This is a genomic window from Allobosea sp. FW305-C-101, from assembly GCF_058783685.1.
Window position 1 is genome coordinate 11,371 of record NZ_JBYSYT010000013.1, and the last position, 23,287, is coordinate 34,657.

The 23,287-nt window shown below is 61.8% G+C and carries 26 protein-coding genes and 2 pseudogenes; 13 read left to right on the forward strand and 15 right to left on the reverse strand.

Features of this window, described 5'->3' with window-relative positions; all coding sequences use genetic code 11:
- Positions 1 to 2: 2 nt before the first annotated feature.
- The 11 genes from AC3WMA_RS26020 to AC3WMA_RS26070 form a co-directional block, all read right to left on the reverse strand.
- A complete protein-coding gene (locus tag AC3WMA_RS26020) occupies positions 3 to 2,003 on the reverse strand; it encodes a bifunctional DedA family/phosphatase PAP2 family protein (protein ID WP_492288157.1) in 2,001 nt (666 codons plus the stop codon).
- A complete protein-coding gene (locus AC3WMA_RS26025; protein ID WP_492288158.1) occupies positions 2,000 to 3,373 on the reverse strand; it encodes a HAMP domain-containing sensor histidine kinase in 1,374 nt (457 codons plus the stop codon). The genes AC3WMA_RS26020 and AC3WMA_RS26025 overlap by 4 nt, the downstream gene beginning before the upstream one ends.
- A complete protein-coding gene (locus tag AC3WMA_RS26030; RefSeq protein ID WP_492288159.1) occupies positions 3,360 to 4,037 on the reverse strand; it encodes a winged helix-turn-helix domain-containing protein in 678 nt (225 codons plus the stop codon). Before AC3WMA_RS26030 ends, AC3WMA_RS26025 begins: the two co-directional genes overlap by 14 nt.
- Positions 4,038 to 4,074: 37 nt before the next feature.
- On the reverse strand, positions 4,075 to 4,668 hold the full coding sequence (locus tag AC3WMA_RS26035) for a cytochrome b/b6 domain-containing protein (protein WP_492288160.1): 594 nt from the start codon (positions 4,666 to 4,668) through the stop codon (positions 4,075 to 4,077).
- Positions 4,669 to 4,753: 85 nt separating this feature from the next.
- Positions 4,754 to 5,308 carry a hypothetical protein gene (locus tag AC3WMA_RS26040; RefSeq protein WP_492288161.1) on the reverse strand — a complete coding sequence of 185 codons (555 nt, stop codon included), beginning with the start codon at positions 5,306 to 5,308 and terminating at the stop codon, positions 4,754 to 4,756.
- An 11-nt stretch (positions 5,309 to 5,319) separates the two neighbouring features.
- Positions 5,320 to 6,135 (reverse strand): ABC transporter permease, encoded by an 816-nt coding sequence (locus AC3WMA_RS26045; RefSeq protein WP_492288162.1) that lies wholly within the window; start codon positions 6,133 to 6,135, stop codon positions 5,320 to 5,322.
- Positions 6,132 to 7,058, reverse strand: a complete 927-nt coding sequence (locus AC3WMA_RS26050) for an ABC transporter ATP-binding protein (RefSeq protein WP_492288163.1) — start codon at positions 7,056 to 7,058, stop codon at positions 6,132 to 6,134. The genes AC3WMA_RS26045 and AC3WMA_RS26050 overlap by 4 nt, the downstream gene beginning before the upstream one ends.
- Positions 7,055 to 7,351: a hypothetical protein gene (locus AC3WMA_RS26055; protein ID WP_492288164.1), complete on the reverse strand. Its 297-nt coding sequence runs from the start codon at positions 7,349 to 7,351 to the stop codon at positions 7,055 to 7,057. Before AC3WMA_RS26055 ends, AC3WMA_RS26050 begins: the two co-directional genes overlap by 4 nt.
- A gap of 437 nt (positions 7,352 to 7,788) precedes the next feature.
- The gene (locus AC3WMA_RS26060; protein WP_492288165.1) at positions 7,789 to 8,049 is read right to left on the reverse strand and encodes a PA2433 domain-containing protein; all 261 of its coding nucleotides are present in this window, start codon (positions 8,047 to 8,049) and stop codon (positions 7,789 to 7,791) included.
- A gap of 87 nt (positions 8,050 to 8,136) precedes the next feature.
- Positions 8,137 to 8,892, reverse strand: coding sequence for a COG4705 family protein (locus AC3WMA_RS26065; RefSeq protein WP_492288166.1), 756 nt, complete (start codon positions 8,890 to 8,892; stop codon positions 8,137 to 8,139).
- A 262-nt stretch (positions 8,893 to 9,154) separates the two neighbouring features.
- Entirely contained in the window at positions 9,155 to 9,508 is a 354-nt protein-coding gene (locus AC3WMA_RS26070) for a PepSY domain-containing protein (protein ID WP_492288167.1), read from the reverse strand.
- 468 nt (positions 9,509 to 9,976) lie between these two features.
- Here AC3WMA_RS26070 and AC3WMA_RS26075 point away from each other — a divergent pair, with 468 nt between their 5' ends.
- From AC3WMA_RS26075 to AC3WMA_RS26085, 3 genes and pseudogenes are all read left to right on the forward strand, one after another.
- The gene (locus AC3WMA_RS26075) at positions 9,977 to 10,645 is read left to right on the forward strand and encodes an outer membrane protein (RefSeq protein ID WP_492288168.1); all 669 of its coding nucleotides are present in this window, start codon (positions 9,977 to 9,979) and stop codon (positions 10,643 to 10,645) included.
- A gap of 36 nt (positions 10,646 to 10,681) precedes the next feature.
- Positions 10,682 to 11,293, forward strand: coding sequence for an undecaprenyl-diphosphatase (locus tag AC3WMA_RS26080; protein WP_492288169.1), 612 nt, complete (start codon positions 10,682 to 10,684; stop codon positions 11,291 to 11,293).
- A 74-nt stretch (positions 11,294 to 11,367) separates the two neighbouring features.
- Positions 11,368 to 11,756 (forward strand): annotated as a pseudogene (locus AC3WMA_RS26085) (YkvA family protein).
- A 56-nt stretch (positions 11,757 to 11,812) separates the two neighbouring features.
- On the opposite strand, the gene AC3WMA_RS26090 reads toward AC3WMA_RS26085, so the two are convergent.
- From AC3WMA_RS26090 to AC3WMA_RS26100, 3 genes are read right to left on the reverse strand one after another with little or no spacing between them, the layout of a single operon-like run.
- Positions 11,813 to 13,183, reverse strand: coding sequence for an MFS transporter (locus tag AC3WMA_RS26090; protein ID WP_492288170.1), 1,371 nt, complete (start codon positions 13,181 to 13,183; stop codon positions 11,813 to 11,815).
- A 21-nt stretch (positions 13,184 to 13,204) separates the two neighbouring features.
- Positions 13,205 to 14,458, reverse strand: coding sequence for a nickel/cobalt efflux transporter (locus AC3WMA_RS26095; RefSeq protein ID WP_492288171.1), 1,254 nt, complete (start codon positions 14,456 to 14,458; stop codon positions 13,205 to 13,207).
- 7 nt (positions 14,459 to 14,465) lie between these two features.
- Entirely contained in the window at positions 14,466 to 14,744 is a 279-nt protein-coding gene (locus AC3WMA_RS26100; protein ID WP_492288071.1) for a metal-sensing transcriptional repressor, read from the reverse strand.
- A gap of 539 nt (positions 14,745 to 15,283) precedes the next feature.
- Between AC3WMA_RS26100 and AC3WMA_RS26105 the strand changes: the two genes are divergently transcribed.
- Together AC3WMA_RS26105 and AC3WMA_RS26110 are read left to right on the forward strand one after the other, a co-directional pair.
- On the forward strand, positions 15,284 to 16,009 hold the full coding sequence (locus tag AC3WMA_RS26105; RefSeq protein WP_492288223.1) for a HupE/UreJ family protein: 726 nt from the start codon (positions 15,284 to 15,286) through the stop codon (positions 16,007 to 16,009).
- Positions 16,010 to 16,020: 11 nt separating this feature from the next.
- Entirely contained in the window at positions 16,021 to 16,701 is a 681-nt protein-coding gene (locus AC3WMA_RS26110; protein WP_492288172.1) for a transmembrane anchor protein, read from the forward strand.
- A gap of 84 nt (positions 16,702 to 16,785) precedes the next feature.
- Here the strand turns inward: AC3WMA_RS26110 and AC3WMA_RS26115 are convergent, their stop codons facing one another.
- Positions 16,786 to 17,517: a MerR family transcriptional regulator gene (locus tag AC3WMA_RS26115; RefSeq protein ID WP_492288173.1), complete on the reverse strand. Its 732-nt coding sequence runs from the start codon at positions 17,515 to 17,517 to the stop codon at positions 16,786 to 16,788.
- 165 nt (positions 17,518 to 17,682) lie between these two features.
- Between AC3WMA_RS26115 and AC3WMA_RS26120 the strand changes: the two genes are divergently transcribed.
- From AC3WMA_RS26120 to AC3WMA_RS26155, 8 genes and pseudogenes are all read left to right on the forward strand, one after another.
- Complete coding sequence (locus AC3WMA_RS26120; RefSeq protein WP_492288174.1) at positions 17,683 to 17,922, forward strand: GDCCVxC domain-containing (seleno)protein; 240 nt, start codon at positions 17,683 to 17,685, stop codon at positions 17,920 to 17,922.
- Between the two features lie 170 nt (positions 17,923 to 18,092).
- Positions 18,093 to 18,449: an ArsR/SmtB family transcription factor gene (locus AC3WMA_RS26125; RefSeq protein ID WP_492288224.1), complete on the forward strand. Its 357-nt coding sequence runs from the start codon at positions 18,093 to 18,095 to the stop codon at positions 18,447 to 18,449.
- Complete coding sequence (locus AC3WMA_RS26130; RefSeq protein WP_492288175.1) at positions 18,442 to 18,969, forward strand: arsenate reductase ArsC; 528 nt, start codon at positions 18,442 to 18,444, stop codon at positions 18,967 to 18,969. The genes AC3WMA_RS26125 and AC3WMA_RS26130 overlap by 8 nt, the downstream gene beginning before the upstream one ends.
- 14 nt (positions 18,970 to 18,983) lie before the next feature.
- Positions 18,984 to 19,157 (forward strand): annotated as a pseudogene (locus AC3WMA_RS26135) (ArsC/Spx/MgsR family protein); the annotation flags it as partial.
- Positions 19,158 to 19,164: 7 nt separating this feature from the next.
- Positions 19,165 to 20,217, forward strand: coding sequence for an ACR3 family arsenite efflux transporter (arsB, locus tag AC3WMA_RS26140; RefSeq protein ID WP_492288176.1), 1,053 nt, complete (start codon positions 19,165 to 19,167; stop codon positions 20,215 to 20,217).
- A gap of 59 nt (positions 20,218 to 20,276) precedes the next feature.
- Positions 20,277 to 20,594 carry an ArsR/SmtB family transcription factor gene (locus AC3WMA_RS26145; RefSeq protein WP_492288177.1) on the forward strand — a complete coding sequence of 106 codons (318 nt, stop codon included), beginning with the start codon at positions 20,277 to 20,279 and terminating at the stop codon, positions 20,592 to 20,594.
- Between the two features lie 56 nt (positions 20,595 to 20,650).
- Positions 20,651 to 22,069 (forward strand): FAD-dependent oxidoreductase, encoded by a 1,419-nt coding sequence (locus tag AC3WMA_RS26150; RefSeq protein ID WP_492288178.1) that lies wholly within the window; start codon positions 20,651 to 20,653, stop codon positions 22,067 to 22,069.
- The gene (locus AC3WMA_RS26155; RefSeq protein WP_492288179.1) at positions 22,066 to 23,268 is read left to right on the forward strand and encodes an MFS transporter; all 1,203 of its coding nucleotides are present in this window, start codon (positions 22,066 to 22,068) and stop codon (positions 23,266 to 23,268) included. The genes AC3WMA_RS26150 and AC3WMA_RS26155 overlap by 4 nt, the downstream gene beginning before the upstream one ends.
- Positions 23,269 to 23,287: the final 19 nt, after the last annotated feature.

The window sequence follows — 23,287 nt, forward strand, 5'->3', positions numbered from 1 at the left end:
AGCTATTTGCCGCCGGCCAGGGCGAGTAATCCGTTTCTGGAGGGCCGCATGCCAATGAGTCCGCTCATGTGGTCAAATAGCTCCGCCGCACCAGATGATGCCGCCTCCGGTCGAGGCAGTGCGACGAGATCCAGGGGCTGCCAAAGCGTCTCCCTTACGATGGATATGATCAGGACCGAGGCCGAGTTCAAATCAGTGATCGACAACGGTGTCGCCCAAGCTCGAAGAATCTGACGGGTGGCGCCGTCGGTAGATACCTTCATCATCGTCACGACGGCCGCTTGACCGTTATTGAGGCGCGGCAGGACCGGCAATTCTGCGAAGGAGGGGGTGGAAGAAAACATCGAAGCGAGAGTTGCCGCTGACCATGGTCTGGGCGATGTCCATCCCAGCTTTGCTAAAGCTGCCTCGAGCTCGGGGGGAGGCCCCGCCCACTGCAATACGATCGGTTCCTTGAAGTCGCCTTCGAGATCGATGCGGTGTCGAGGGAGCGTTGCCCATCGCGCATCTGCCCATTCCGCTTTGGTTGCCGCGACGCTCGGTTCATGGCGCACGTAGCGGACTTCGGCCGCGGGGTACGTCCGGTAGATATGGATACTTCCGATCATAAGAAGCGCGGCGCAGAGCGTTAGCCCAAGCCACGCTGGTCGTGCCTGTGCCAAATCATCCTTGCGGAAGATGAGCGCGACGATCAGCGTGGTGCCAATGCCGAAGATGGTTCCGGCTGCGACGTCGGAAGGCCAATGAGCGGCAAGATACACGCGCGACGAAACGATGAGCCCGATGATGACGGCGGATACCGCAAGCGGCAGCCAGCGCCAGCGTAGCGGCAATCCTCTGAGCGTGAGCCAACCCGCAAATCCGAAAAACGTTGCGGCGAATGTCGCGTGTCCGCTCGGAAAGCTGTAAGCCTCAGCCCCGCTGTACATCGCCAAAGGACGAGCGATCTGAATCGTCGATTTGAGAGCGGGAACGAACGCGGCTGTTGCCACCAGCAAGATCGCGAGTCCGCCAGCCAAGCGCCAACTGCGTCGCCACGCCAGCCAGGCCAGTGCGACAATCGTCAAAGCGCCAATGACGATGCCGTCACCGAAGCCCGTGATTACGATCATGATCCGGTCGCCGACGTCGGTTCGCAGACTTTGGACAAAATTACTCATCGCGAGATCGGCGCGTGCAAGTTCGCCTCGCACTGCGACCTCCTCGAGCAAGTTGATGAACCCCAGGAAGGCGACGGCGAATGCGCCGACCAGCAGCGCGACAGCTCTATCGTCGGGCCTTGCGGGATCAAGTACGCGCAGAACGAGCCGACTGACCGAATTTTCATGAGTTCTCGCCCATTCCAGGATGTGCTCCTGGCGGGCGCTGATCCAGGGCAGCATTTTGGACCAGCAGAACCAGCCCAACGAAATCACTCCGGCAATCGCGAGCCCCGCAATCGCCAGCATCACAAGGAGACGCCCGCTGGCCTGACCAAGGACCGCAGCCGATGCGCCAAGGGCCGTCGCTGGAAGGACATGTGCAGGAGCCCAGATGAGGGCTGAGAGAATATTGGCAGCATAGAAGCGCGGAACGCTCATGCCGGAGACGCCCGCAGATATGGGCACCACCGCTCGGACGCCCGGCAAAAATCGGGCGATGAAGACGCTTTTGCCCCCATGGCTCGCGAAATAGGCATCACCCTGGTCGAGTAGGCGCGGATACCGACGGAACGGCCAGATTTGTGGGATCCGATGCTTGTAACGGTGGCCCATCCAGTAAGAGATACCATCGCCTGCGATTGCTCCTACGGTGGCGGCGAGCAATATCGGCCATATCGGCGATCGGCTGGCGCCCACGATCGCGGCCGCTGCTAGGATGATCGCCGTTCCGGGAATGACAGCGCCAATCAAAACGATCGCTTCCGAAAGCGCTGCGAAGAAGACGATCAGGGCGACGAGCCCGATGTTCTGGCCGGCGAAGGCGAGCAGCGACTGGATGTAGCTATCGAACAACGTCATCATCCGTCTGTCCTCGACGGAAACCGGATTTCAACGCGCAAGCCGGGCCGATTGTCCAGTGCGGCGAGGTCGGCCCCGTGCAGTTCTGCGATCGCGGCGACCAGGCTCAATCCCAGGCCGCTGCCAGGCGAGGTGCGGCTTTGCTCCAACCGATAGAATCTTCGGAATATCCGTTCGCGTTCGGTTTCCGGTACGCCCCCGCCATTATCGGCTACCCAGAGCGTTACCCCATCGGGAGACTTTTGAAGGGCGACAGTGACCTCGGCGCCGTCGGGCGAATGGCGTAATGCATTCTCGAGAAGATTGACGATGAGCTGCGTGAGCAGATCGCGGTCGCCCTCGATCCAGACTGAGGTTTCGACGACGGTTCTGATCACCTGTCCACGATCCTCGGCGACGGCCATGTAGTCGCTGGCGAGCAGCATCGTGAGTTCGGAGAGGTCGACCGGGGCGAATCCTGCGCGCCGCGTCCCGGCCTCGATCTGGGCAATCCGCAGGAGCGCAGAGAACGTCGCCAGTATCTCGTCCACCTGAAGCGTCGCATTCAGGATGCCGGTGCGCATCTCGTCTTTGGTCGCAGCGCCGCGCGCGGTCTCGTCCAGGTTCTGCTTCAATCGCGACAGAGGGGTACGCAGGTCGTGGGCAATGTCGTTCGAGACCTGCTTGAGGCTGTCCATCAGCACATCAAGGCGATCGAGCATGCTATTGAAGGCGCGGCCGAGCTGATCGAGATCATCGTTGCGGGACGAAATGGGGACGCGGCTTTTCAGGTCGCCGGCGACGATCGAGGCAGCTGTCCTCGTCATCGCATCCATACCGCGCAGGAAGCGCGCGCTCAGCCATAGGCCGCTGGCGAGCGCCAGTATCAAGGTTGCAAGCAGCGCCCATGCGAAGGTCGATAAGATTGCTTCCTGCACATCATCGATCCAGTCGATATCGTTCGCCACGGAGAGACGAACGCCGTCGTCTAAGGTCACCGTCCGAGCATAGAGGGACGCCGTCTCCTCCTCCGAGGTCTTGGCTTTCTCGGAAAGAGTGATGGTCGCCCAGCCATCAGCAGCCGGCATGGGCAGAGCGCGTCCGGCCAAAACGGCATTGTCAGGCGTGACGACAGAATATTCGAGCGCGTCGCGCTCCCGCGCACTCGTCCGAGCCGTGACTGTCTCAATCAGATGTTGCAGGCCCTGTGTTCGGTAATCCCGCGCAAGCGTCTCGATCTCGGCATCGATCCGCTGCGCCAACTGTTCTTCCAAGGCTGTACGGACGGTGAGATAGACCATCCCCCCAAGGATGCCGACTGAACCCATGAAAACGAGGGCGTAAAACAGCGCGAAACGGAAGTTGGTAGTCCGCAGGAGCCTAGGCAGGGTCACGGATCAAATATCCTGAGCCGCGAACCGTTTCGATCAATTCCTTATCGAAGTCTCGGTCTACCTTGGAGCGGAGTCGGCTGACATGTGTCTCCACGATGTTCGTCCGCGGATCGAAATGGTATTCCCAGACATGCTCCAGCAGCATCGTCCGGGTTACCAATCGACCGGCGTTCTGCATCAGGAATTCGAGCAGACGAAATTCGCGCGGCTGCAGGTCTATTTCCTTCCCGGCGCGCGAGACCTTGCGCTTGAGGAGATCCATTTCCAGATCGGCGACCTTCAGGGCCGTTTGAAGATCGTTCATTGGAGGACGTCGGGCGAGCGCCTGAATTCGTGCGACCAGCTCGGCGAAGGCGAAAGGCTTAACGAGATAGTCGTCGCCCCCCGCCTGAAAGCCATCGACGCGATCATCGATGCCCGATAGCGCTGTGAGAAATAGCACGGGCGTGCGAACGCCGGCCGCCCGGATGGTTTTGATAATTCCCAGCCCGTCGAGGCCTGGAAGCATGCGGTCGACGATCATGACGTCATAGGGTTCTCCGGCGGCCAAGAACAACCCGTCGCGGCCATTTTCCGCAATGTCGACCACATGGCCGAGTTCGGCCATGCCGTTGCGGATGTAAGCTGATGTCGTCTTGTCGTCTTCAATGACAAGGATCTTCATGGCCGTCAGCACCCCGTTGTCCATACTCAAAGCGAACTCAGCTGTTCCTACCAAACATTTTAGGAAGGACGCGCTCGCCGAGAAATTCATGCAAGATGGCGAGACCCGCATGCGCGACCAGGTAAGCCCACATCAGGTTCGCACTCGCTTTGTGCGTTGCAATCAACAATTCTGCTGATGCGGGGGAAAGCCACCCCGTCGCCCATAGGACGCCTGTGAGTGCCATCAGCGTGACGATTGACAGGCCCAATCCGTGTACGGCGCTTGCAAGCGGTCGGTCATCGGCAGCCGGCAAGCGCAGTCGGCGCAGTTCGACGATGTGTAGACGACAGTCGGTCGCGATTGCAGCCATTCTCTGCCGCGAGAACCACGGAAACAGCGATCCCAATTGCGTTTCGCCGCGGCGGACGATCCCCCAGACCCAGAAGGCCAGCAGCACGGCGGCTGCAAAGTAGCCTCCGTACTGATGCAGGATGAAAAGGGCGTCTGGCGACCGACCCGTGCGAGGTCCTTCCATGAAAAGGCTGACCGCCAATTGAAATATCACGGCGGTCAGCAGCAGAGCGTGCAGTATCTTCGTGACGACGGAGCGCTTTGTCAGAGCAGTACCGGATTCAAGGCTTTTGTTCATCGGGGGTAGCTCCATCCTCCGGCGATAGGAGTTGGCGATCGTTGAGGCTCGATCACTGAACGGGCAGATTGAACGACGGATTTTGCTAGTCGGCGCTGCGGCCTCTCCGCCGCCAGCCGACGAGGCTGATCCCAAGAAGGAGCGGGAGGCCGACTGCCACCGGCAACACACGGGACGATTCAACCACAGGCTTCTGTCGCACTGTGAAATCGGCAAAGGGGCTTGGCGTCAGCGAAGTGCCATCGCGGCTGACGGCGCTCACGACGACGCGATAATGACCAGATTGGATCAGGCGCATGGGCCAACGCGTTTGAACCGCTTCGCCCGGAGCCAGCGATGTGCGGCTAATCGCCTTGTGCGCAGACCAATCTTCTAGATCGATGGGTTGCTCCTTGCCCTGATCGACCTGCACGAGGCTGATCCAGGCAATCAGACCCTCGACCGGCTTCCCGCCGCCGTTCCGGATGACGGTCTCGAATGCCAATCGATCTCCCATCTGCGGCGAGACGGGATTCGAGGCCGCCGGCGAGATGGAGATGCTGAGCGGGCCGGCGTCTGCTGCCAGCCCCGGGGCGCTCGCCGCGATGAGCAGCGACCCGGCCAGAAGCCCGGCGAAGGCGCATTTGAATCTTTTGATCATGGAAACCTCCTTTAGCTCGCCAGGTGATCGGTCGATCGCGTGGCGAAGGCGATAGCGATGACAAGCCATGTCAAGACGACACCAAAGTGCACGAGCTGCGTCATGAGCCCGGTAGAATCGATGATCATGGCATCGAGAGCGTTCACGGCGTGCGAGAACGGATTGATCGCATCGAACAGCCGCCCGAGAGTCGATTGACGCAGGCTGGGCCCCAGCAGCAGAGGGCTCGCTCCGAGCAGCAATGCGATCAGCATGGTCATCAAGCTTGTTCTCACGCTGCGCAGGCGCACACCGACGCCCATCGCAAAAAGACCAAACGAGAGCACGACAGGCGTGCCGAACAATGCGAGGCCGAGGATGGAATCGAACAGGTTCTGTCCTGTGCTTCCGACTGCCCAGAGATAGGGCAGGGCCAGCGCGAACATCACGCCCCAGGCCGCTAGCTGTCCGAAGAGCTTCCCGGCGAGAATGCCGGACCGCGAAACCGGGCACAGCATCAAGGGAAGGAGCGTTCCTCGCTCGCGCTCGCCGGCGAAGGCGTCCGCACCGACGACGATCGCCAGGAGTGCCCCGAGAGCGACGACGATGCCCGACATGTCATAGACGACTTGGGCGTTGTCGAGCAGACTGAGCTCTGTGCTGCCGACAAGCAGCAGCGAGAAGCCCGAGAGGACGCTGACCATCGCGAGCAGCCAGGCCCGACCTCTTCGGTTCAAGATGATCTCGCCTGCCTCCTTGCGTGCAATCAGCCAGATAGCGTCCTTGGTTCTCGTGATGTCCGCTGCTCGTCGGGTGGCGCCGATCTGGATTTCGTGAGTTGTGGTCATGCCGCCCTCCTGTCGGTTAGATCGAGATAGAGATCCTCGAGCCCGCCTCCGTCGCGTGAAATTTCCGTCACGCGCCATCCCGCCGCGAGTATCTCGCTCCAGGCGGCCGCGGGTGGAACGGATGGATCGACGGCCACGACCGTCCATTCTCCTTCCTGCGCAAGCACAATCACGTGGCCTTCACGGCTGCCAGCCTTCGGTGAGACCCCTTCGAGACGCAGGCGGAATTGTCGATGGCCGGGGCGTGTCCTTTCAAGTTCGGCAATCGCGCCTTCCGCGACCGTGCGTCCGGCAACGATGATACCGATGCGCGAGCACAGCCTTTCGACGTCATCGAGCAGGTGTGTGCACAGTAGGATGCTGACACCGCGGTCGCGCGTCAGACCCATGAGGATATCGTGGATTTCCCGTCGCCCCCTCGGGTCGAGGCCGTTGGTCGGCTCGTCGAGCACCAGAACTTCCGGGTCTGCAATCAGCGCCCGGGCCAAGCCGAGCCGCTGTCGCATTCCGCGCGAGAAATGGCCGATCGGTTGACCGAGTTTGGGGTCAAGCCCGACCTGTGCCAGGCGCTGCTGGATATCGGTCAGGCTGCGACGGACCCCATAGAGACCAGCGTAGAAGGACAGATAGTTCGAGGCTGTCATCCAATCGTAGAATCCACTCGGATCAGGCAGCACGCCGACGCGGCGTCGAAGCTCCATGCCTTCGCTGACGGGATCCAGACCGAGCACTCGGATAACACCGCCATCCGCCGGGATCATGCCTAAGGCGGCTGCGATGGTCGTGGTCTTCCCAGCCCCGTTCGGTCCGAGTAGGCCGTAAATCTCGCCTGCTTTGGCGGAAATCGAGACGTCATGCAGGATTTCGTCCCAACCGAGCGCCAGCTTGAGATGTTTAATTGAAATCGTCGTCGCATTGGTCATGGCGTTTTACTCCAGTCCGCAGAACTGATTGACGACAGCGGCGGCTCGATCGAAATGGCGTGAGTCAGGACGTCGACGTTGACGGTGTGGATACCGCTGGCCGACCGAAGCTTGATTGAGAGGATGTCTCGCCCTTGCTGCATCGAGGTGAAAACCGCGATTGCGATCCCGTCCGCGCGACGTTCCGCTTCAGCAACGATCGCGCCAAGCGTTCGCTTGGGAGACTGCGTCATCGAGGGGCGGAATGCCGCGATGTTCGGCGCCCGATAACTTCGCTGTGCCTGGGACCTCATCTCGCGCTCCACTAGAATTTTTCACTGCACCCATGATCGACGAAGGCACCATGGGGCCAGGTGGCGCGCGCTATACAGATTTGTCGGATTTAAGATGGATTCGCGGCCCGGTCGGAGCTGGCGATTGCTTTGAAAATCGCGAGCGGCGGGTAGGACCTGCAGCTCAGGATGATCTGCCTGCAGCGGCGAGGCTGGTCCATCACCCGATAGGCGATACACGGGCTCTGCGCTCGAGGCTGCGTATTTCATCTGCTGTCGCGATTAATCGCGTCTGCGATCTGAGTCTTCGGGAGAGCGATTGTTGGATAGGCCGCGACAAAAACCGAACCACGCCGCCTTTCTTCGGCGGCGTGGTCGATGATTCCGGCCGACCCGTCGTGCGGGGCGGCCGCAGGATCTACCGTGGGTAGAGTCACAAACAGCAAGAGGCGCGAGCTTCAATTCATCTTGAGATTCGCCCTGTTGAGGCCTTCGGCGACGGCTGAATGGCAGGTCTTGTCGTCATCCTTCCTGAGCGCGGCCACCGCCTTTACCTTTGCCTCGTCGAGCGCGGTCTTTGCGGGAGCGGCGAGGTTGGGCGTGGTGAAAGCATGCTCGAGCTGTTTCAGATCGCTTTCACAATCGGCGCGCGCGGCTGTTGTTGCAGCGATGCCGACGGCAACAGTCAGGAAAGCAGCCTTGATCAAAGAATGTGTCATTGGTTTCTCCTGTTTGTGGGCCGATGATCGATGGTGCTCGAATGAGCTCCAGGGCTGGAGTGGCACCGGCTCCAACCCGAGGGGGCATCAGACTGCGGCTGGCGCTTCTTCGATGCGATCAGCCTTACTGACGGTCAGGAATGCGACCAGCGCGAGGATCGCGCCGAGGAACAGCAGGCTCGTGTTGACCGTGCCCCAACCCAAGCCGCCAGAAATGACGGGCTTGGCAAGGAAATCACCCACCGATGCACCGAGAGGGCGCGTCAGGATGTAAGCCACCCAGAAGGCGAGGATCGCGTTGGCCCGGGCAAAGCGGAAGAGGCAATAGGTCACGGCGATCATCGCGGCGAAGATGATTGCGGCCGGCCCGTAGCCAAGATCGAAACGCTCAGCGATGAGATCACCGGCCGACGTGCCGAGCGCGAAGGTGAAGAGGATCGCGGCCCAGTAGAATAGCTCGCGTCGCCTCGAAACGATCGTGTGCACGGAAAGTGTCCGCTCGCTCCGATACCAGAGGGCGAAGACCGCCGCGAGGATCGCCCCGAATGCGACCGAAGTCGTGATGAGGCTGACCCCCATGCCGTCGACGAGATTGTCGGAAATCAGGGTGCCGACGACGCTGATCAGGACGACTGTGAGCCAGTAGGGCGTGGGAATGTAACGGCTGGCCCGCAATTGCACGGCGAGCGCTGCGACGAACGCGCCTGTCATGATCCACGAAGTGACGGAGAGGCCCAAGCCAAGCTTGGCGGAGAGCAAATCGGCCGCGGTCTCGCCGACCGTGGTGGCCAGAATCTTTATGATCCAGAAGTAGACTGTAATCTCGGGAACCTTGTTGAGCATTGTCGTCGAACGATCGTCTGGTATTGCTGGCATGATCCAGCTCCTTGCGTTGCGGGGATCTTTGTCGTTGGCGTCTTCAGAAGGCACCGACGTCCGGTAGACCGCTTCAACTTCGCGGATGCGGCATCGCCGCAAGCTGGCGGGACCTATACGAATTCGTCGGAATCCCTCCGGACGCAGAAACGGCCGGTGCTGTGCACCGGCCGCCCTCCTGCGTCGCCCCGCTTATTCGGTGATCGTGTCGCCGCTCGACCAGCCGAATTCAGTCGTTGTCGCCGTCACCTTCGTCGTCAGCGCTGGCCAACGCTTCTTTGGTGATTTTCTCCGTCTGCGTATCGATCAGCACCTTGTGCTGGGCGCCGTCCTTCATGACCTCGACCTCGAAGGTCACCACGCCGTTTTCGTCGTCGATACCCGAACCGACGGCCTTGCCACCGACCGCCTGTTCGGCAGTGACAATCGCCTGCTGCATGGTGATCTTGGCGTTCTGCATCACCTGCGCTTCGTTGGTGGCTTGATCCTTGTTCTCCTTGGCGAAGGCCGCGCCGGCCGCACCAAGCGATCCGAATGCGATGGTCGTGGCCATGATGGCGGGAAGAATCTTGCGGAATTTCATTGTCTGCTCCTGGGTATGTAGCGGTCCGGTTTGGGTTGAACCGTGGAACAGTTTTGGCAGGCGGTAGCTTGAGGCGACTTGGACAGCCCTATACCGTTAGCCAATCAGCGACCACGCGTTGAACAACGCCCGTGCCGATTTTCGCCAAGATCTCCAAGGTCAGCAGAAGAGCTCGTGACAGGGCAGGTGGCCCATCAGGTGGACGGGCCATGTCAGGTGGTTTGCGGCATTTGGCTTCGTCCTAAGGTTCGCAAACGCTGTGCGGAGCCCAATTGCTAACCTAAACGGCATCAAGAGCCTCTAGATGCCGCAGTCAGCCCATAATCGAAGAAGCGGATTGTTTGGCGAAATGGCGTCCGAACGAAGAAGGCGCATTGGGAATAATCAATGTTGGAGACAAGTGGCGGCGGTTCCGAGAGGCCTAGAGCTTGGATCGGTCAATCCGACCATGCTGGAGCTTGCCAATTCATGCCGATCAAGGCTTTCCCCATCGCGGTAGCGGCTTCTGTTGCTGCATTAACCGCGGCCAATGCCGCTGACCTGCCAAGCCGCAAAATGGCCCCCGCGGCGCCGACTGTGTATGGCCCAGCGCCATACAATTGGACCGGTCTATACGTCGGTCTTGGCGGGGCCTACGATAGAGCGCGATCTTCTGCCACAACGGCCGCTGGAGGGCGCAACAACACGCGTTCGGGCGCGGCGTTCGGTGGTTACGCGGGCTATAACGTGCAACTCGGGCCGATCGTTTATGGCCTGGAGGCGGACGCCGCGGTTCTCTCGCCCGGCTCGAAGTCGAACCGTCTCGCCGGCGCAACCAACTTTCGCGAACGCTACGACGGCTCGGTCCGGGCTCGCGCAGGCTACGCCTTCGACCGTTGGCTGGTCTATGGCACCGGCGGCCTTGCGTTTCGCGATCAGAAGGTCAGCTCTGGTTTGACGGCCAAGAGCAAGACACAAACCGGCTGGCTCGCGGGAGTTGGCGTAGAGCGTGCGCTCACCGACAATCTGATTGCCCGGGTCGAATATACTCACGCGGATTACGGAAAGACAAAGGCACTCGTCCCTGCCGGCCTCGGCCGAGGCCGCTCGACTGACGATCGGATCATGGCTGGCTTGTCGTACAAATTCGGATTGTGACCGCACCCCGGCGAGACGTGGAACAGGGCTGAGCCAATGCTTGAAACTCTTAATCAGAACCTGTTTTTCGTGCTGAACGCGGGCCCGTCCGTTTCGTCCGCTGCGCGCCTCATCGGGATCGCTGCGGCGGAATATCTGTTCTGGCTGTTGCCGGCGGTCATGGTGATCGCTTGGATCGTCGGCAGCAGTCGGATGCGTCATGCGCTTCTTGTTGGTGCCATCGCGGCGTGGATCGGCTTGGCATTCAATCAAGGCTTGGGTCTGTTCTGGCCCCATCCGAGGCCGTTCATGCTCGGCCTTGGACAGCAATTGATACCTCACCAATCAGACCCATCGTTTCCGAGCGATCATTTGACGGTGATCTGGTCGGTCGCCGCCAGCCTCCTTGTCGGCTACGGCTCGGCTCGTCGATTGGGTCTCGCGACGGTCTTCCTCGGTCTTGTGATCGCTTGGGGACGCATCTTTGTGGGCGTTCATTTCCCGTTTGATATGGTCGGCAGTGCCCTGGTGGCGGTGATTTCCAGCATGCTCGCCTGGAATGTTGTTGCCCGCCCGTCTGCCTGGTGCGTCCAGCTTAGTAGGGCAATCGAACGGCGCTTCCGGCTGCACATTGAAGACGTCATTGCGAAAATGCGTCACCACGCATAGCCGACTTGACGAACAGTCAGCGCCGCTTCAGATCACCGGAAGAGGAATAATTTGACCCTGGCCGGCGAAGTGTGATGCCCGGAATCATTGACCGGCTCAGGAAGCGAGCCAAGGATCTCAAACGCGATATCAATGCAGTCTACTTGGCATCGCGGGATCCGCGGACGCCTTGGCCGGTGCGGTGGCTGGAGATCGCTATTGTTGCCTACGCTCTCTCGCCGATCGATCTCATCCCGACTTCATTCCTGTCCTGGGATACCTGGATGATCTCGTGATCGTCCCCGGAGGAATTTTGCTGCTCGTGCGGTTGATCCCGCCAGACGTCATGCGGGAGCAGAGGCTTGCGGCATCGAACCGAGGGCATGCCGCCGGCGGCCGATCGGCTGCCGCCGTGATCATCGGCATTTGGCTATTTTGCGCGGGCTTGGCTGTCTGGGCGGCCTATCGATATTTTCGCCACTGACCGCCGCATGTCATAGGTGATCTGTAAAGTGAGATCAGCCGACCCGTCCAAGCCCATCAATCGGCCCTCGAGGGCCAGCGGGCGTGCAAATCATCGATCACGAAGGCGTGGTCATGACGATGGCCATCGGCCTCGACCAAGTGCGGATGATCCGGCGGCAGATCGTCATGGCTGTGAACCTGGGTCTCGGCATCGGCTGCGGGCCAAACCTGCGTGGCAACGACGAGTGCGGCAAAGGTGAGGGCGGCGAAGGCCAAGGCGGTGACGGCGAGCGGAAGCGTGGCCCCGAGCCAGCCAGCGAGCGGATAGGTCACGAGCCAGCAGGCATGCGATAGCGCGAATTGCGCAGCAAACACGGCCGGACGGTCAGCTGCCTGGGCGGAACGTCGCAGCAGCCTGCCCGATGGTGTCTGCACGGCCGAATAACCGATGCCGAGCAGTAGCCAGGTCAACAGGAGCAACGACCAGACCCGGCCTCCTGCAAACGAGGTGGCATTCGCGACATCGGCCCCGGAAGCGGCAAACAGCGACGCGCCGAAGAACGTCAGGACAAGGCCGAGCCAGAACGCCGCAGCCAGCATCACGCGTCGGTCGGGAAGCTTGTCGAGAATGCGCGGCAGCACGAGCGCCGCAAGCATGGAACCGCCCCCAAAGCAGGCCAGCGCCAGGGCAACCTGCCCATCTCCCAGTCCGAGCCAGCCCTTAACGATGACGACGGTATTGACGATAACCAGCGCGCCACCGGCTGCCGCCGCCATGTTCAGCGCGAGTAGACCGCGCAGGCGCGGCGTCGCCAGATAGATTCGCATTCCGCGCGTCGTCTTGTCGTAGATCCCTCCCTGCCGATGGGTGGCGGGCGATGCGGGTAGCGACACCGACAGCACGAGGGCTGCGGAGCAGAGAAAGCCGACAACGGTGCCTGAGAACAACCAGTGAAAGCTGATCAAGCTCAGCAATAGCGCAGCGAGCGCGGGGCTGACGAGGCTTTCGAGATCGTAGGCCAGCCGTGAAAGCGAGAGAGCCCGGGTATAGTCGGCCTCCTCCGGAAGCACGTCGGGGATCGTTGCCTGGAAGGTTGGCGTGAAGGCAGCCGAAGCCGATTGCAGCAGGAAAATCAGGACGTAGATCTGCCAGATCTCGGAAACGAAGGGCAGCCAAAGCGCGATCGCCGCCCGTACGAGGTCCATCGCAATCAGGAAGGCGCGCCGCGGCAGTTGCGCCGCGTAGGCACCGACGACGGGCGCGACAGTGACGTAAGCCACCATCTTGATCGCCAATGCGGTTCCAAGAACGGCGCCCGCCTTGTCCCCGGCAAGCTCGAAAGCGAGTAGTCCCAGCGCGACGGTCAGAAGGCCTGTCCCAAGCAGCGCGATGATCTGCGCGAGGAAGAGGCGGCGATAGGTTCGATTGGCGAGAACGTCGAGCATGATCGTCCGATGCAGTTCTAGTCAGCCGCCGAGCGGCGAAATCAGGGCAGCCTGAGGCGAACGTAATGACTGACCCGAAAGCCCCATCCAGCCGTGGATCCCGACATAGAGGCCGACGCCGATCAGCAGGAGCCCGGAGAAATAGGGAGCGCGCCTGGCGACGGTCGAGAACCAGGACCAGCGCTTCGTCGCATGTCGGACGCTCAACGCTGCGGCGGCACCGACGGTGACGAGCGTAATTGCGAGGCCGATGGAGAAACACAGCACCAGCGTGAAGCCGAGGGTGAATTCTTTGAGCTGGAGGCAGAGCAGCAGCACGGTGATCGCGGCGGGGCAGGGGATGAGGCCGCCAGTCAGGCCGAACAGGACGATCTGCCAGGTCGTGACGTTGCGATCAGCGAAGCGGCGCCGGATATCGTTGGCATGCGCGAGCTCGTGGGCGTCCTGGTAGCCGTCGGTCGCCACGTCGAGTCCGCGCAGCTCCTCGTGCATGTGGTCATGTCCGTGCGCGTGATCCTCGACGAAGGACAGATCGTAGTCATGGGTGTGGTCGCCGTGGCCGAGGCTGACCCTTGCCATGAATTCATGCGGTTCGGGGATCTCCTGTACGGATTCGAGGAAGTCGGAGCGCTTCTCGAACGTGAAAGTCTGACGCGAACCGTCCGGTCGCTCGGTGACGATGCTGATGTCCTTGACCGCCCAAGCGTGACCTCGCTCGGTGCGAACGCGCCAACGCGGCGGGACGCCGTCCTCGAACACTTCGACGGTAATTACACCATGACCGATGTCGATGCGGCGCATGTCCGCGCCGTGCCCATGGTGCGCGACCGCCTTGGCGGCGCTGTGTGAATGCCCGTCGTGGCGATGTCCACCATGGCTGTGCCCACCGTGGCCGCCATGACTATGTCCGGAATCGAGTTTGGCGAGCCGCTGATCGTTCCAGGTGCGCCAGAGCATCCAGACAGCCATCGCCACAATGATCACTGCAGAGACGATTTGCAGGTAGGGTTCAAAAGTTTCCGGCGCGACGCCCTGCCAGAGGTACATGCCGCCGATTGCGATGCCCCACACCACGATCGTGTGGGAGACCGTCGCCGCCAAGCCGAGAAGCACGGCTTGCATCACCGTTCCGCGCACTGCGACGATGAAGGCGGCCATCATCGTCTTGGAATGACCAGGCTCTAGACCATGCAGTGCCCCGAGCAGGATCGCGCTCGGGACGAACAGCCAGGCGTGGGCGGAACTCTGCTGCAGCAGTTCGGCGAAGGACGGCATCACGCTCTCATAGGTATTTGGCGATCTCCTTGAACTCGTCGATTGAGCGCCGCTGTTCGCGCGCAAGAGGACCGACGACGTCTTCAAGGCAGTGATCGAGATGGTCTTGGATCAGGTTCTTCTTGGCCTGTCCGATCGCCTTTTCGACCGCCTGGAGTTGCTGGGCGAGCTCCAAGCACGGCCGGCCGGCTTCGATCATTTCGATGACCTTGCGCAGATGGCCCTCGGCGCGCTTCAGGCGTTTGGCTATCTCGGGATGGCTCTCGTGAAGATGGCTATCGGACATGGCTGATGGTATCCCCCTGGATAGGATGAGTCAAAGCGCGATTCGGCGCCTCCAGCCCATCACGTCAAACTTTCGTTAAGAATGGTGTCCCTAGCTATTCGTATGCCGCGTCGCAGCATCAGAATCAGATCGAGCCTCGCGGCCGCCTTCCTGGCGGTGTTCGCGATGTTGCTGTCCGCGGTCCACGTCCAGGCGGGCCACAACGTCTATGCAATGGCTCAGGCCGAAGCTCAGCGTCATGCAGAGCTGGCCGCAACGATCGTGGCGCACGGGCATTCACATGATGAGGGCGAGCCGGACGAGCGCGTCCCGGGACATGTCCACGGTCACAACACCTCTGACCATGTTCACGAGACAGCGAACCTCGTCACCCAGCCTCGCCTCGGAATGCCGCGCTCCGTCGAAATCGTGGCCAGGCACGAGCCGCAAGACGGCAAACTAGGCGTTCGCCAAGGGCTCGATCGGCCTCCGAGATCCACTGTCGCTTGAAAGCGCGCCGCCGAAGGCGGCGTTCCCTCACGACAAATCTCGGAAATCACATGAAACGATCCTCACTAGCGGGGCGTCGCAAGCTGCGCGCTCTGCTCATAGTCCTGCTTGCTGCGATGTTCGGGCTGATCGGCCTGAACGCAGCACTCGCCCACGCTGTCGCTGAAGGCGACAAGGGCTACATCCAGGAGATCACGGGGGTGAACATCATCCCCTTCGTCTACCTCGGCGCAAAGCACATGGTGACGGGGTACGACCATATCCTGTTTCTGTTCGGGGTGATCTTCTTCCTTTACCGGCTGAAGCACATCGCGATCTATGTCAGCCTGTTCGCCATCGGTCATTCGACGACCATGCTGCTCGGGGTCTATTTCAACGTCGGGATCAACAGCTACATCATCGACGCGATCATCGGCCTTTCGGTCGTTTACAAGGCACTCGACAATATGGGCGCCTTCCAGAGATGGCTGGGCTTCCAGCCGAACACCAAGGCCGCGACGCTAATCTTCGGCCTGTTCCACGGCTTTGGCCTGTCGACCAAGATCCTCGAATACAACATCTCCCCGGACGGCCTCGTCCCGAACCTCCTCGCCTTCAATGTCGGCGTCGAGATCGGGCAGCTCACCGCCCTGGCAATGATCCTAATTGCAATGGGCTTCTGGCGCCGCACGAACAGCTTTTGGCGCCATGCCTACGCCGCCAACACCGTCATGCTCACCGCCGGGTTCGTGCTGATCGGCTACCAGCTCACCGGCTATTTCATCTCGCAAGCTTGAGGTTCGCTCCCATGTACAACACCGATATTCCGACCCGCGCGGAACTGCCGACTTCGGCTCAGCTCCTGCGGTCCACCGCCATCGCTTTCGTCGCCGCGGCTGGCATCCTCGTCACCATCGTGCTTCCGTCCGAGTATGCCATCGACCCGACCGGGGTGGGCCGCATGCTCAAGCTGACCGAGATGGGCGAGATCAAGACCCAGCTCGCCGAAGAAGCCCAGCGCGATCGCCAGAAGGATTCGACGGGCTCCATCGAGCAAACCACCCGTCCCGCCCCGGATCAGCGTTCCAGCCTGTTTGGCAGTGCGCTGGCCGCCCTGTTCGTCTCGCCTGCCCATGCGAGCGAACGGATGGTTGTCGCTCAGGTTGCCGGACGCAAGGACGAGACTGTCATCACCCTGAAACCCAGCGAAGGCGTCGAGTACAAGCTGACGATGAAGGCAGGCGCCAGGGTGAACTTCTCGTGGACGGCCGAGGGTGGTGTCGTGAACTACGACATGCACGGCACCCCAGCGGGCGGCGGCAAGGAGAAGAGCTACAAGCAGGGCCGCGGCGTCGCCAGCGACGAAGGCGTTCTGACCGCCGAGGGCGATGGAGGCCACGGTTGGTTCTGGCGCAACCGCGGCTCCATGGACGTGACGATCACGCTGAAAACCAACGGCGGTTATGCCGAGATCAAGCGGATGATCTGAATGGATGCATGCCAGCCGGGTCGTTTCAGCGACTTGGCTGGCATGTCCTTGTCGGTGGTGACGAGGGGCTTTGCGCCGCTATGGCTAACCATCCTGAAGCATATCGAGGACGGGACAGATCGGCGTTTTCGCCCCGGAACATTGATCGGCCGTTTGGGAGAGAATTTTTTCGAGCCGCCGGAGGTCCGAGATTTTGGCTCTGACATCATTCAGATGGGCCACCGTCAAGGCGCGGACTTCGGCGCAGGATACCTGCCCCGGCTCCGCTAGCGCAAAAAGCGTCTTGATCTTTTCGATGCCAAAACCGAGTTCGCGCGCGCGACGAATGAACGACAAACGCTGTACGTGCCCGTCGCCATAGCTCCGATATCCGCCGGGAGTACGCCCTGGCTCAGGCATCAGGCCAATGCGCTCGTAATAGCGGATCGTCTCCAGATGGACGCCTGCCAGCTCCGCCAGTTTGCCAATCGTCAGGCTTCGCATCACCGGTCGCATTTTCCGCTTGAGCCTGTAGTGGCTACAGGGTGCACGATATCGCCATCGTGTGAGGAACGCTATGGCATTCGGCAAATCGGAGATTGCGGCGCCTGTCATGGATCCTGCAGCACCGGTATGGGCGAACGCCGGCGTGCTCGGCGCCATCGGAATCGCTGCGGGCCTGGGAGCGATTGCGGCTTCGTCCTGTTGTGTCGTGCCACTGACGTTCGCCGCAATGGGCGCCGGGGCAGGGGTCTTCGGCTCATTGGAGGCGTTAGCCACCTGGCGAATGCCGCTTCTCGTGGCGAGCGGCGCATGGGTGGCAGTCGCCTGGTTCATGTGGTGGCGGGGCCGCCGCGCGACTTGCGATGCTGGAACGGCTTGCGCGACGCGTCCACGGAATTGGGCGGCCCTCGCACTTCTTCTCCTCGCTACCCTGGTCGTCGTGGTGGCGATCAGTTGGAATTCTATTGAACTTCCCTTGCTCAGGCTGATGCGATCCTCATGACGCAACTCATTTCAGTCATCACCTGCCCCAACTGCGCGCACCAGGCCTCCGAGCGCATGCCGACTGACGCCTGCCAGTTCTTCTACGAATGCAAGGGCTGCGGGAACCTGCTTAGACCAAAGACGGGTGACTGCTGCGTATTTTGCTCCTACGGGGACGTGCCGTGCCCGCCGATTCAGGTGGCGCGGGCCGACGGACAATTGGCGTCTTGCTGCGGCAATGGCTGCGACGGTTGAAGCAACGTGCCGCTTTTCTGTCGATTGCACCGGCACTTCGAATGAGGCGGGAACCCCTGCGCTTCAGTTCCCGAATTTGAGGCATCCCTTTCCAAAGCTTGCCTCGATAGCTTGATTGGAAGCTGACAATTCACTTGCTGAGAATGAAATATGTCGATAAGTCTCGACATATGGAAAATGAGCAAGTTATCCTCGCCCTTGCCGCGCTGGCGCAGAGCACTCGACTCGACGTCTTCCGGTTGTTGGTGGCTGTGGAGCCGGAAGGGCTGCCTGCCGGTGAGGTCGCTCGCCGCCTCGAAGTTCCCCACAACACGATGTCGTCCCACCTGAGCATCCTCAGCCGGGCGGGGCTCGTCCGCTCGGAGCGCTTCAGCCGCTCGATAGTCTATCGAGCCGATCTCGATGCTCTTCGATCGGCTATCGCGTTTCTCCTCAAGGATTGTTGCGGCGGGCGCCCGGAGATCTGCGCGCCGCTTATGGCCGACCTCACTCCCTGCTGCCCACCGAAGGTCACGACCGATGCCTGATCGCGTCCACAACGTGCTGTTCCTCTGCACCCACAATTCCGCCCGCTCGATCATGGCGGAGGCGCTGCTGAACCATCTGGGAGAAGGGCGCTTCCGAGCTTTCTCCGCTGGCAGCGAAGGCGGCTCTGGGCCGAAACCGATGGCGCTCAAGGTGCTCGAAGCCGAAGGCATCCCGACCGAAGGGCTGTCTTCGAAGACCTGGGATGTCTTCGCGCAATCCGGCGCACCCGTGATGGATTTCGTGATCACCGTCTGCGACCAGGCCGCTGGCGAGGCCTGCCCGCATTGGCCCGGCCAGCCGATCACGGCGCATTGGGGCATCGAGGACCCATCCAACATCCAGGGTAGCGAGATCGAGCGCGAGCGGGCTTTCGTGACGGCACTCCGCTATCTCAGGAACCGGATCGGCGTTCTCCTGTCGCTGCCCGTCGCGAGCCTCGACGAGATGGCGCTGGCACAGCAGCTCCGACGGATCGGCGGCCTCGAAGGGGCGAGCGGTCGCCGACCGGACGTGGCTTGATGGACGTTGTCAACGAGGCCCATCCCATCCTGATCAACCGCCCGCTGGTGGTGTCGCCCAAGGGCGTGAAGCTGTGTCGACCATCTGAGGCCGTGCTGCCTCTGCTACCGCCGCAGCGCGGCGAGTTTCGCAAGGAGGATGGCGAGTTCGTCGTCGATGCCTCCGGTCGCCCCGCCGCTCTCGACTGAGGTCATCATGTCCAACTTCGAACGCTACCTCACAGTGTGGGTCGCGCTGTGCATCGTCGTCGGCATCGCGCTTGGCCATGTCATGCCGGGCGTGTTCCAGGCCATCGGCTCGGCCGAGATCGCCAAGGTCAATCTTCCGGTTGCCGTGCTGATCTGGCTGATGGTCATCCCGATGCTGCTGCGGATCGACTTTGCGGCGCTCGGACAGGTTGGCAGGCACTGGCGCGGGATCGGCGTCACTCTCTTCATCAACTGGGCGGTGAAGCCGTTCTCGATGGCGGCGCTCGGCTGGTTTTTTATCGCCTGGCTGTTCCGCCCATGGCTCCCCGCCGACCAGATCAACAGCTACATCGCCGGGCTCATCATCCTGGCAGCGGCGCCCTGCACGGCGATGGTCTTCGTCTGGTCGAACCTGACGAAGGGCGAGCCGCACTTCACCCTGAGCCAGGTCGCGCTTAACGACGCCATCATGGTGGTCGCCTTCGCGCCGATTGTCGGGCTGCTGCTCGGCCTGTCGGCGATCACCGTGCCTTGGGGCACGCTGGTCCTTTCGGTCGTTCTTTACATCGTCATTCCCGTGATCGTCGCCCAGATCCTCCGCAGCCGCATGCTGGCGGTTGGCGGCCAGGCCGGGCTCGATAGGCTGTTGGGTCGCCTGGGGCCGGTTTCCCTGGTCGCCCTGCTAACCACACTCGTGCTGCTTTTCGGCTTCCAAGGCGAGCAGATCATCGCCCAGCCGATGGTGATCGCGCTTCTGGCAGTGCCGATCCTGATTCAGGTTTATCTGAATGCCGGGTTGGCCTATCTCCTGAACCGGATCGCCGGCGAACAGCATTGCGTCGCGGGTCCGTCCGCGCTGATCGGCGCCTCGAACTTCTTCGAACTCGCTGTGGCGGCCGCGATCAGCCTGTTCGGCTTCAACTCTGGCGCAGCCCTCGCGACCGTCGTCGGCGTTTTGATCGAGGTGCCGGTCATGCTGACTGTGGTCTGGATCGTGAACCGCTCGAAGGGCTGGTACGAGCGCGGCGACAGTGTGCGGAAAGTTCAGGCTGCGGAATAATTCGACGTGGATGGAAATAGTACTTGACGGCGCGATCCTGTCCATGCCTACTTATTTCCATGAACGTCGAAGAAGCAGCCAAGCAGCTCGAAGCGCTCGGTAACCCGACACGCCTCCAGCTCTATCGTACACTGGTCCGCGCGGGTCACGGCGGCCTTCCTGTCAATCAGGTGCAGGAACGCTTGGGGATCCCGGCTTCGACCCTGTCCCACCACCTTCAGCGGCTGATCCGGAACGGTCTCGTCACGCAGGAGCGACAGGCCACCACCCTGATCTGCCGCGCGGTCTATCCCGCAATGGATGCGCTCCTCGGCTTCCTCGCCGATGAATGTTGCATCGAGGAAAGCTGTTCGGAGGCTTCCGGAAAGGCCGCCTGAGCGGCTTTTCATTTGCTATATAATTCCATCTTTCTAGCAGAATGGAGGAGAGACAGATGAAGGAACTTCCCGTCGTCGTCATCGGGGCCGGGCCGATCGGACTCGCGGCCGCAGCGAACCTCGTGACTCGAGGTATCTCGGTGAAGGTCTTGGAGGCCGGTGAGACCGTTGGCGCCAATATCCGCGACTGGGGCCATGTGCGACTGTTCTCTCCCTGGGAATTCAATGTCGACCCAGCTAGCCGGACCTTGCTGCAAGCCGTTGGCTGGCCGGAGCCGGATGCCGCGAGCTATCCGACCGGGAACGAACTCGTTGAGAGATACCTGGCGCCCCTGGCCGGGACGCCCGAACTGGTCTCAATCATCGAATACGGAAGCCGTGTCACGGCGATCGGCCGTCATGGCATCGACAAGGTCGTTAGCAAGGATCGCGGGCAGCGTCCGTTGCAGCTCACTATCGTCGGCGGGAACGGCCGAACAAGCCGCGTTCAGGCTCGCGTCGTGATTGACGCTTCCGGAACGTGGAGGACTCCGAACCCGGTAAGCGCCAGCGGCGTGCCCACGGAAGGCGAGGAAGCATTGGCCGATCGGATCGCCTACGGCATTCCCGACGTCCTCGGCCGCGACCGGGCCAACTATGTCGGCCGAACGACGATTGTGGTCGGTGCCGGACATTCGGCCGCGAACGTGCTGCTCGATCTCGATGAACTCTCGGCGCAGGACGGCGCGACCAAGGCGATCTGGGTCACGCGCGGCCGGAATCTCTCCCGCGTCTATGGCGGCGGCGCGAGCGATCAGCTTGCGGCACGGGGAGACCTCGGGCGGCGTCTGCGCCGCCTCGTCGAGGAAGGTCGTGTCGAACTGGTCTCCGGTTTCGCCATCACGGGTCTTCGTAAGGACGACGACGGCGTCGTCGTAAATGGAGAGGTCGGCGGTGTTGGCCGAAGCATTGGACCGGCCGATCGTGTCGTCGCCTGCACGGGGCAACGGCCTGACCTATCGCTGACCCGTGAACTGCGCGTCGAGTTCGATCCCTGGCTGGAAAGTGCCCGGGCGCTTGGGCCCATGATCGACCCGAATCTCCATTCCTGCGGATCCGTTCCGCCGCACGGGCACCGCGAGCTCTCGCACCCCGAGCCAGGCTTCTACACCGTCGGAATCAAGAGCTACGGGCGTGCACCCACCTTCCTGATGCTGACGGGCTTCGAGCAGGTTCGGTCGGTCGTGGCGGCGATCGCGGGCGATCTGGCGGAGGCCGACAATGTCAGGCTCCTCTTGCCGGAGACGGGCGTATGCACAGCGGCGCCGGCGGGAGATGGAGGGTGCTGCGGAGGTCCCGCATCGCTCGACGCGAACGCCTGTTGTGCCGATGACGCCGCAGCGAAGGCCGACGGCAAAGCTGGATGCGGCTGCGGCCCCGCCAAGGCACCCGAGCCCGCGCAGACGACGTCCTCCTGCTGCGGCAGAGCAGCGTGATCGATCGCGGTCGCCTGACCGTCATCTCGGCCCTGGGCGTGGTGCAGATCCTCGCCTGGGGTTCCTCCTATTATCTCCCGGCCGTCCTTGCCGCTCCCATCGCCGCCGATACCGGGTGGCCGCTGTCGTGGATCGTCGGCGCCCTTTCGATCGGATTGCTCGCAGCCGGGGTCGTCGCGCCCTATGTGGGCCGAGCCATCGGAGAGACCGGAGGGCGACCGGTTCTGGCGACGGCGGCCATCCTCCTCGCCGCCGGGCAATTCATCCTGGGCATGGCCCCCAACCTGCCCGTCTTCGTGCTTGGATGGATCGTTCTCGGAACGGGAATGGCCGCAGGTCTGTACGATGCAGCCTTCTCAACACTCGGACGTCTTTACGGCGGCACCGCGCGGTCGGCGATCACGTTGCTGACCCTATGGGGCGGTTTCGCCAGTACCGTGTGCTGGCCGTTGTCGGCCTACCTCGTCGCTCATCTGGGATGGCGAGGCACCTGCTTCGCCTACGCCGCCATCCAGCTCTTGGTTTCCCTTCCGATCGTCCTGATAATCCTTCCGAAGGTTCCACCGGAGCTTACGAAGGCGAAGGTCGGAGGCCGCGGTCCGACGGTCGAGTTGCTGCCAGCGGAGCGCGGCGCTTTCCGGGTTCTTTCCGGGATCATGATCATTGGAGGGGCCATTACTGCGATCGTTGGTGTCCACCTGTTGACGCTGCTCCAGGCGCAGGGGATCGGCTTGGCCGCAGCGGTGGCACTCGGGGCCCTAGTCGGCCCAGCTCAGGTTGGTGGCCGCATCGTCGAAATGGCAGGCGGAGGTCGCCATCATCCGATGTGGACGATGAGCGCAGCCCTCGGGCTGATTGCTTTCGGGCTTGCGATGCTAGCGTTCGGGACGGCCCCGATTGCCTTGGCGCTGATCCTCTACGGCGCAGGGAACGGAGTCTTCTCCATCGCGAAAGGCACGCTGCCCCTCGCTCAGTTCGGACCTCAGCGTTATGCGCCTCTCGTTGGAAGACTCGCGAGGCCAAGCCTCATCGCCCAGGCATTGGCGCCGACGATAGGCGCCCTGTTGATCGAGAAAGGAGGCACGAGCTGGACCTACATGGCCCTGATGCTGCTGGGCCTAGCCAACGCATGTCTTGGTGTGTCGCTGGCAAGTCATGAATGGCGGAAAAATTCGTCCGGACGTTACGATAGAGGCTAGCTGCCGATGCGACTTCGAA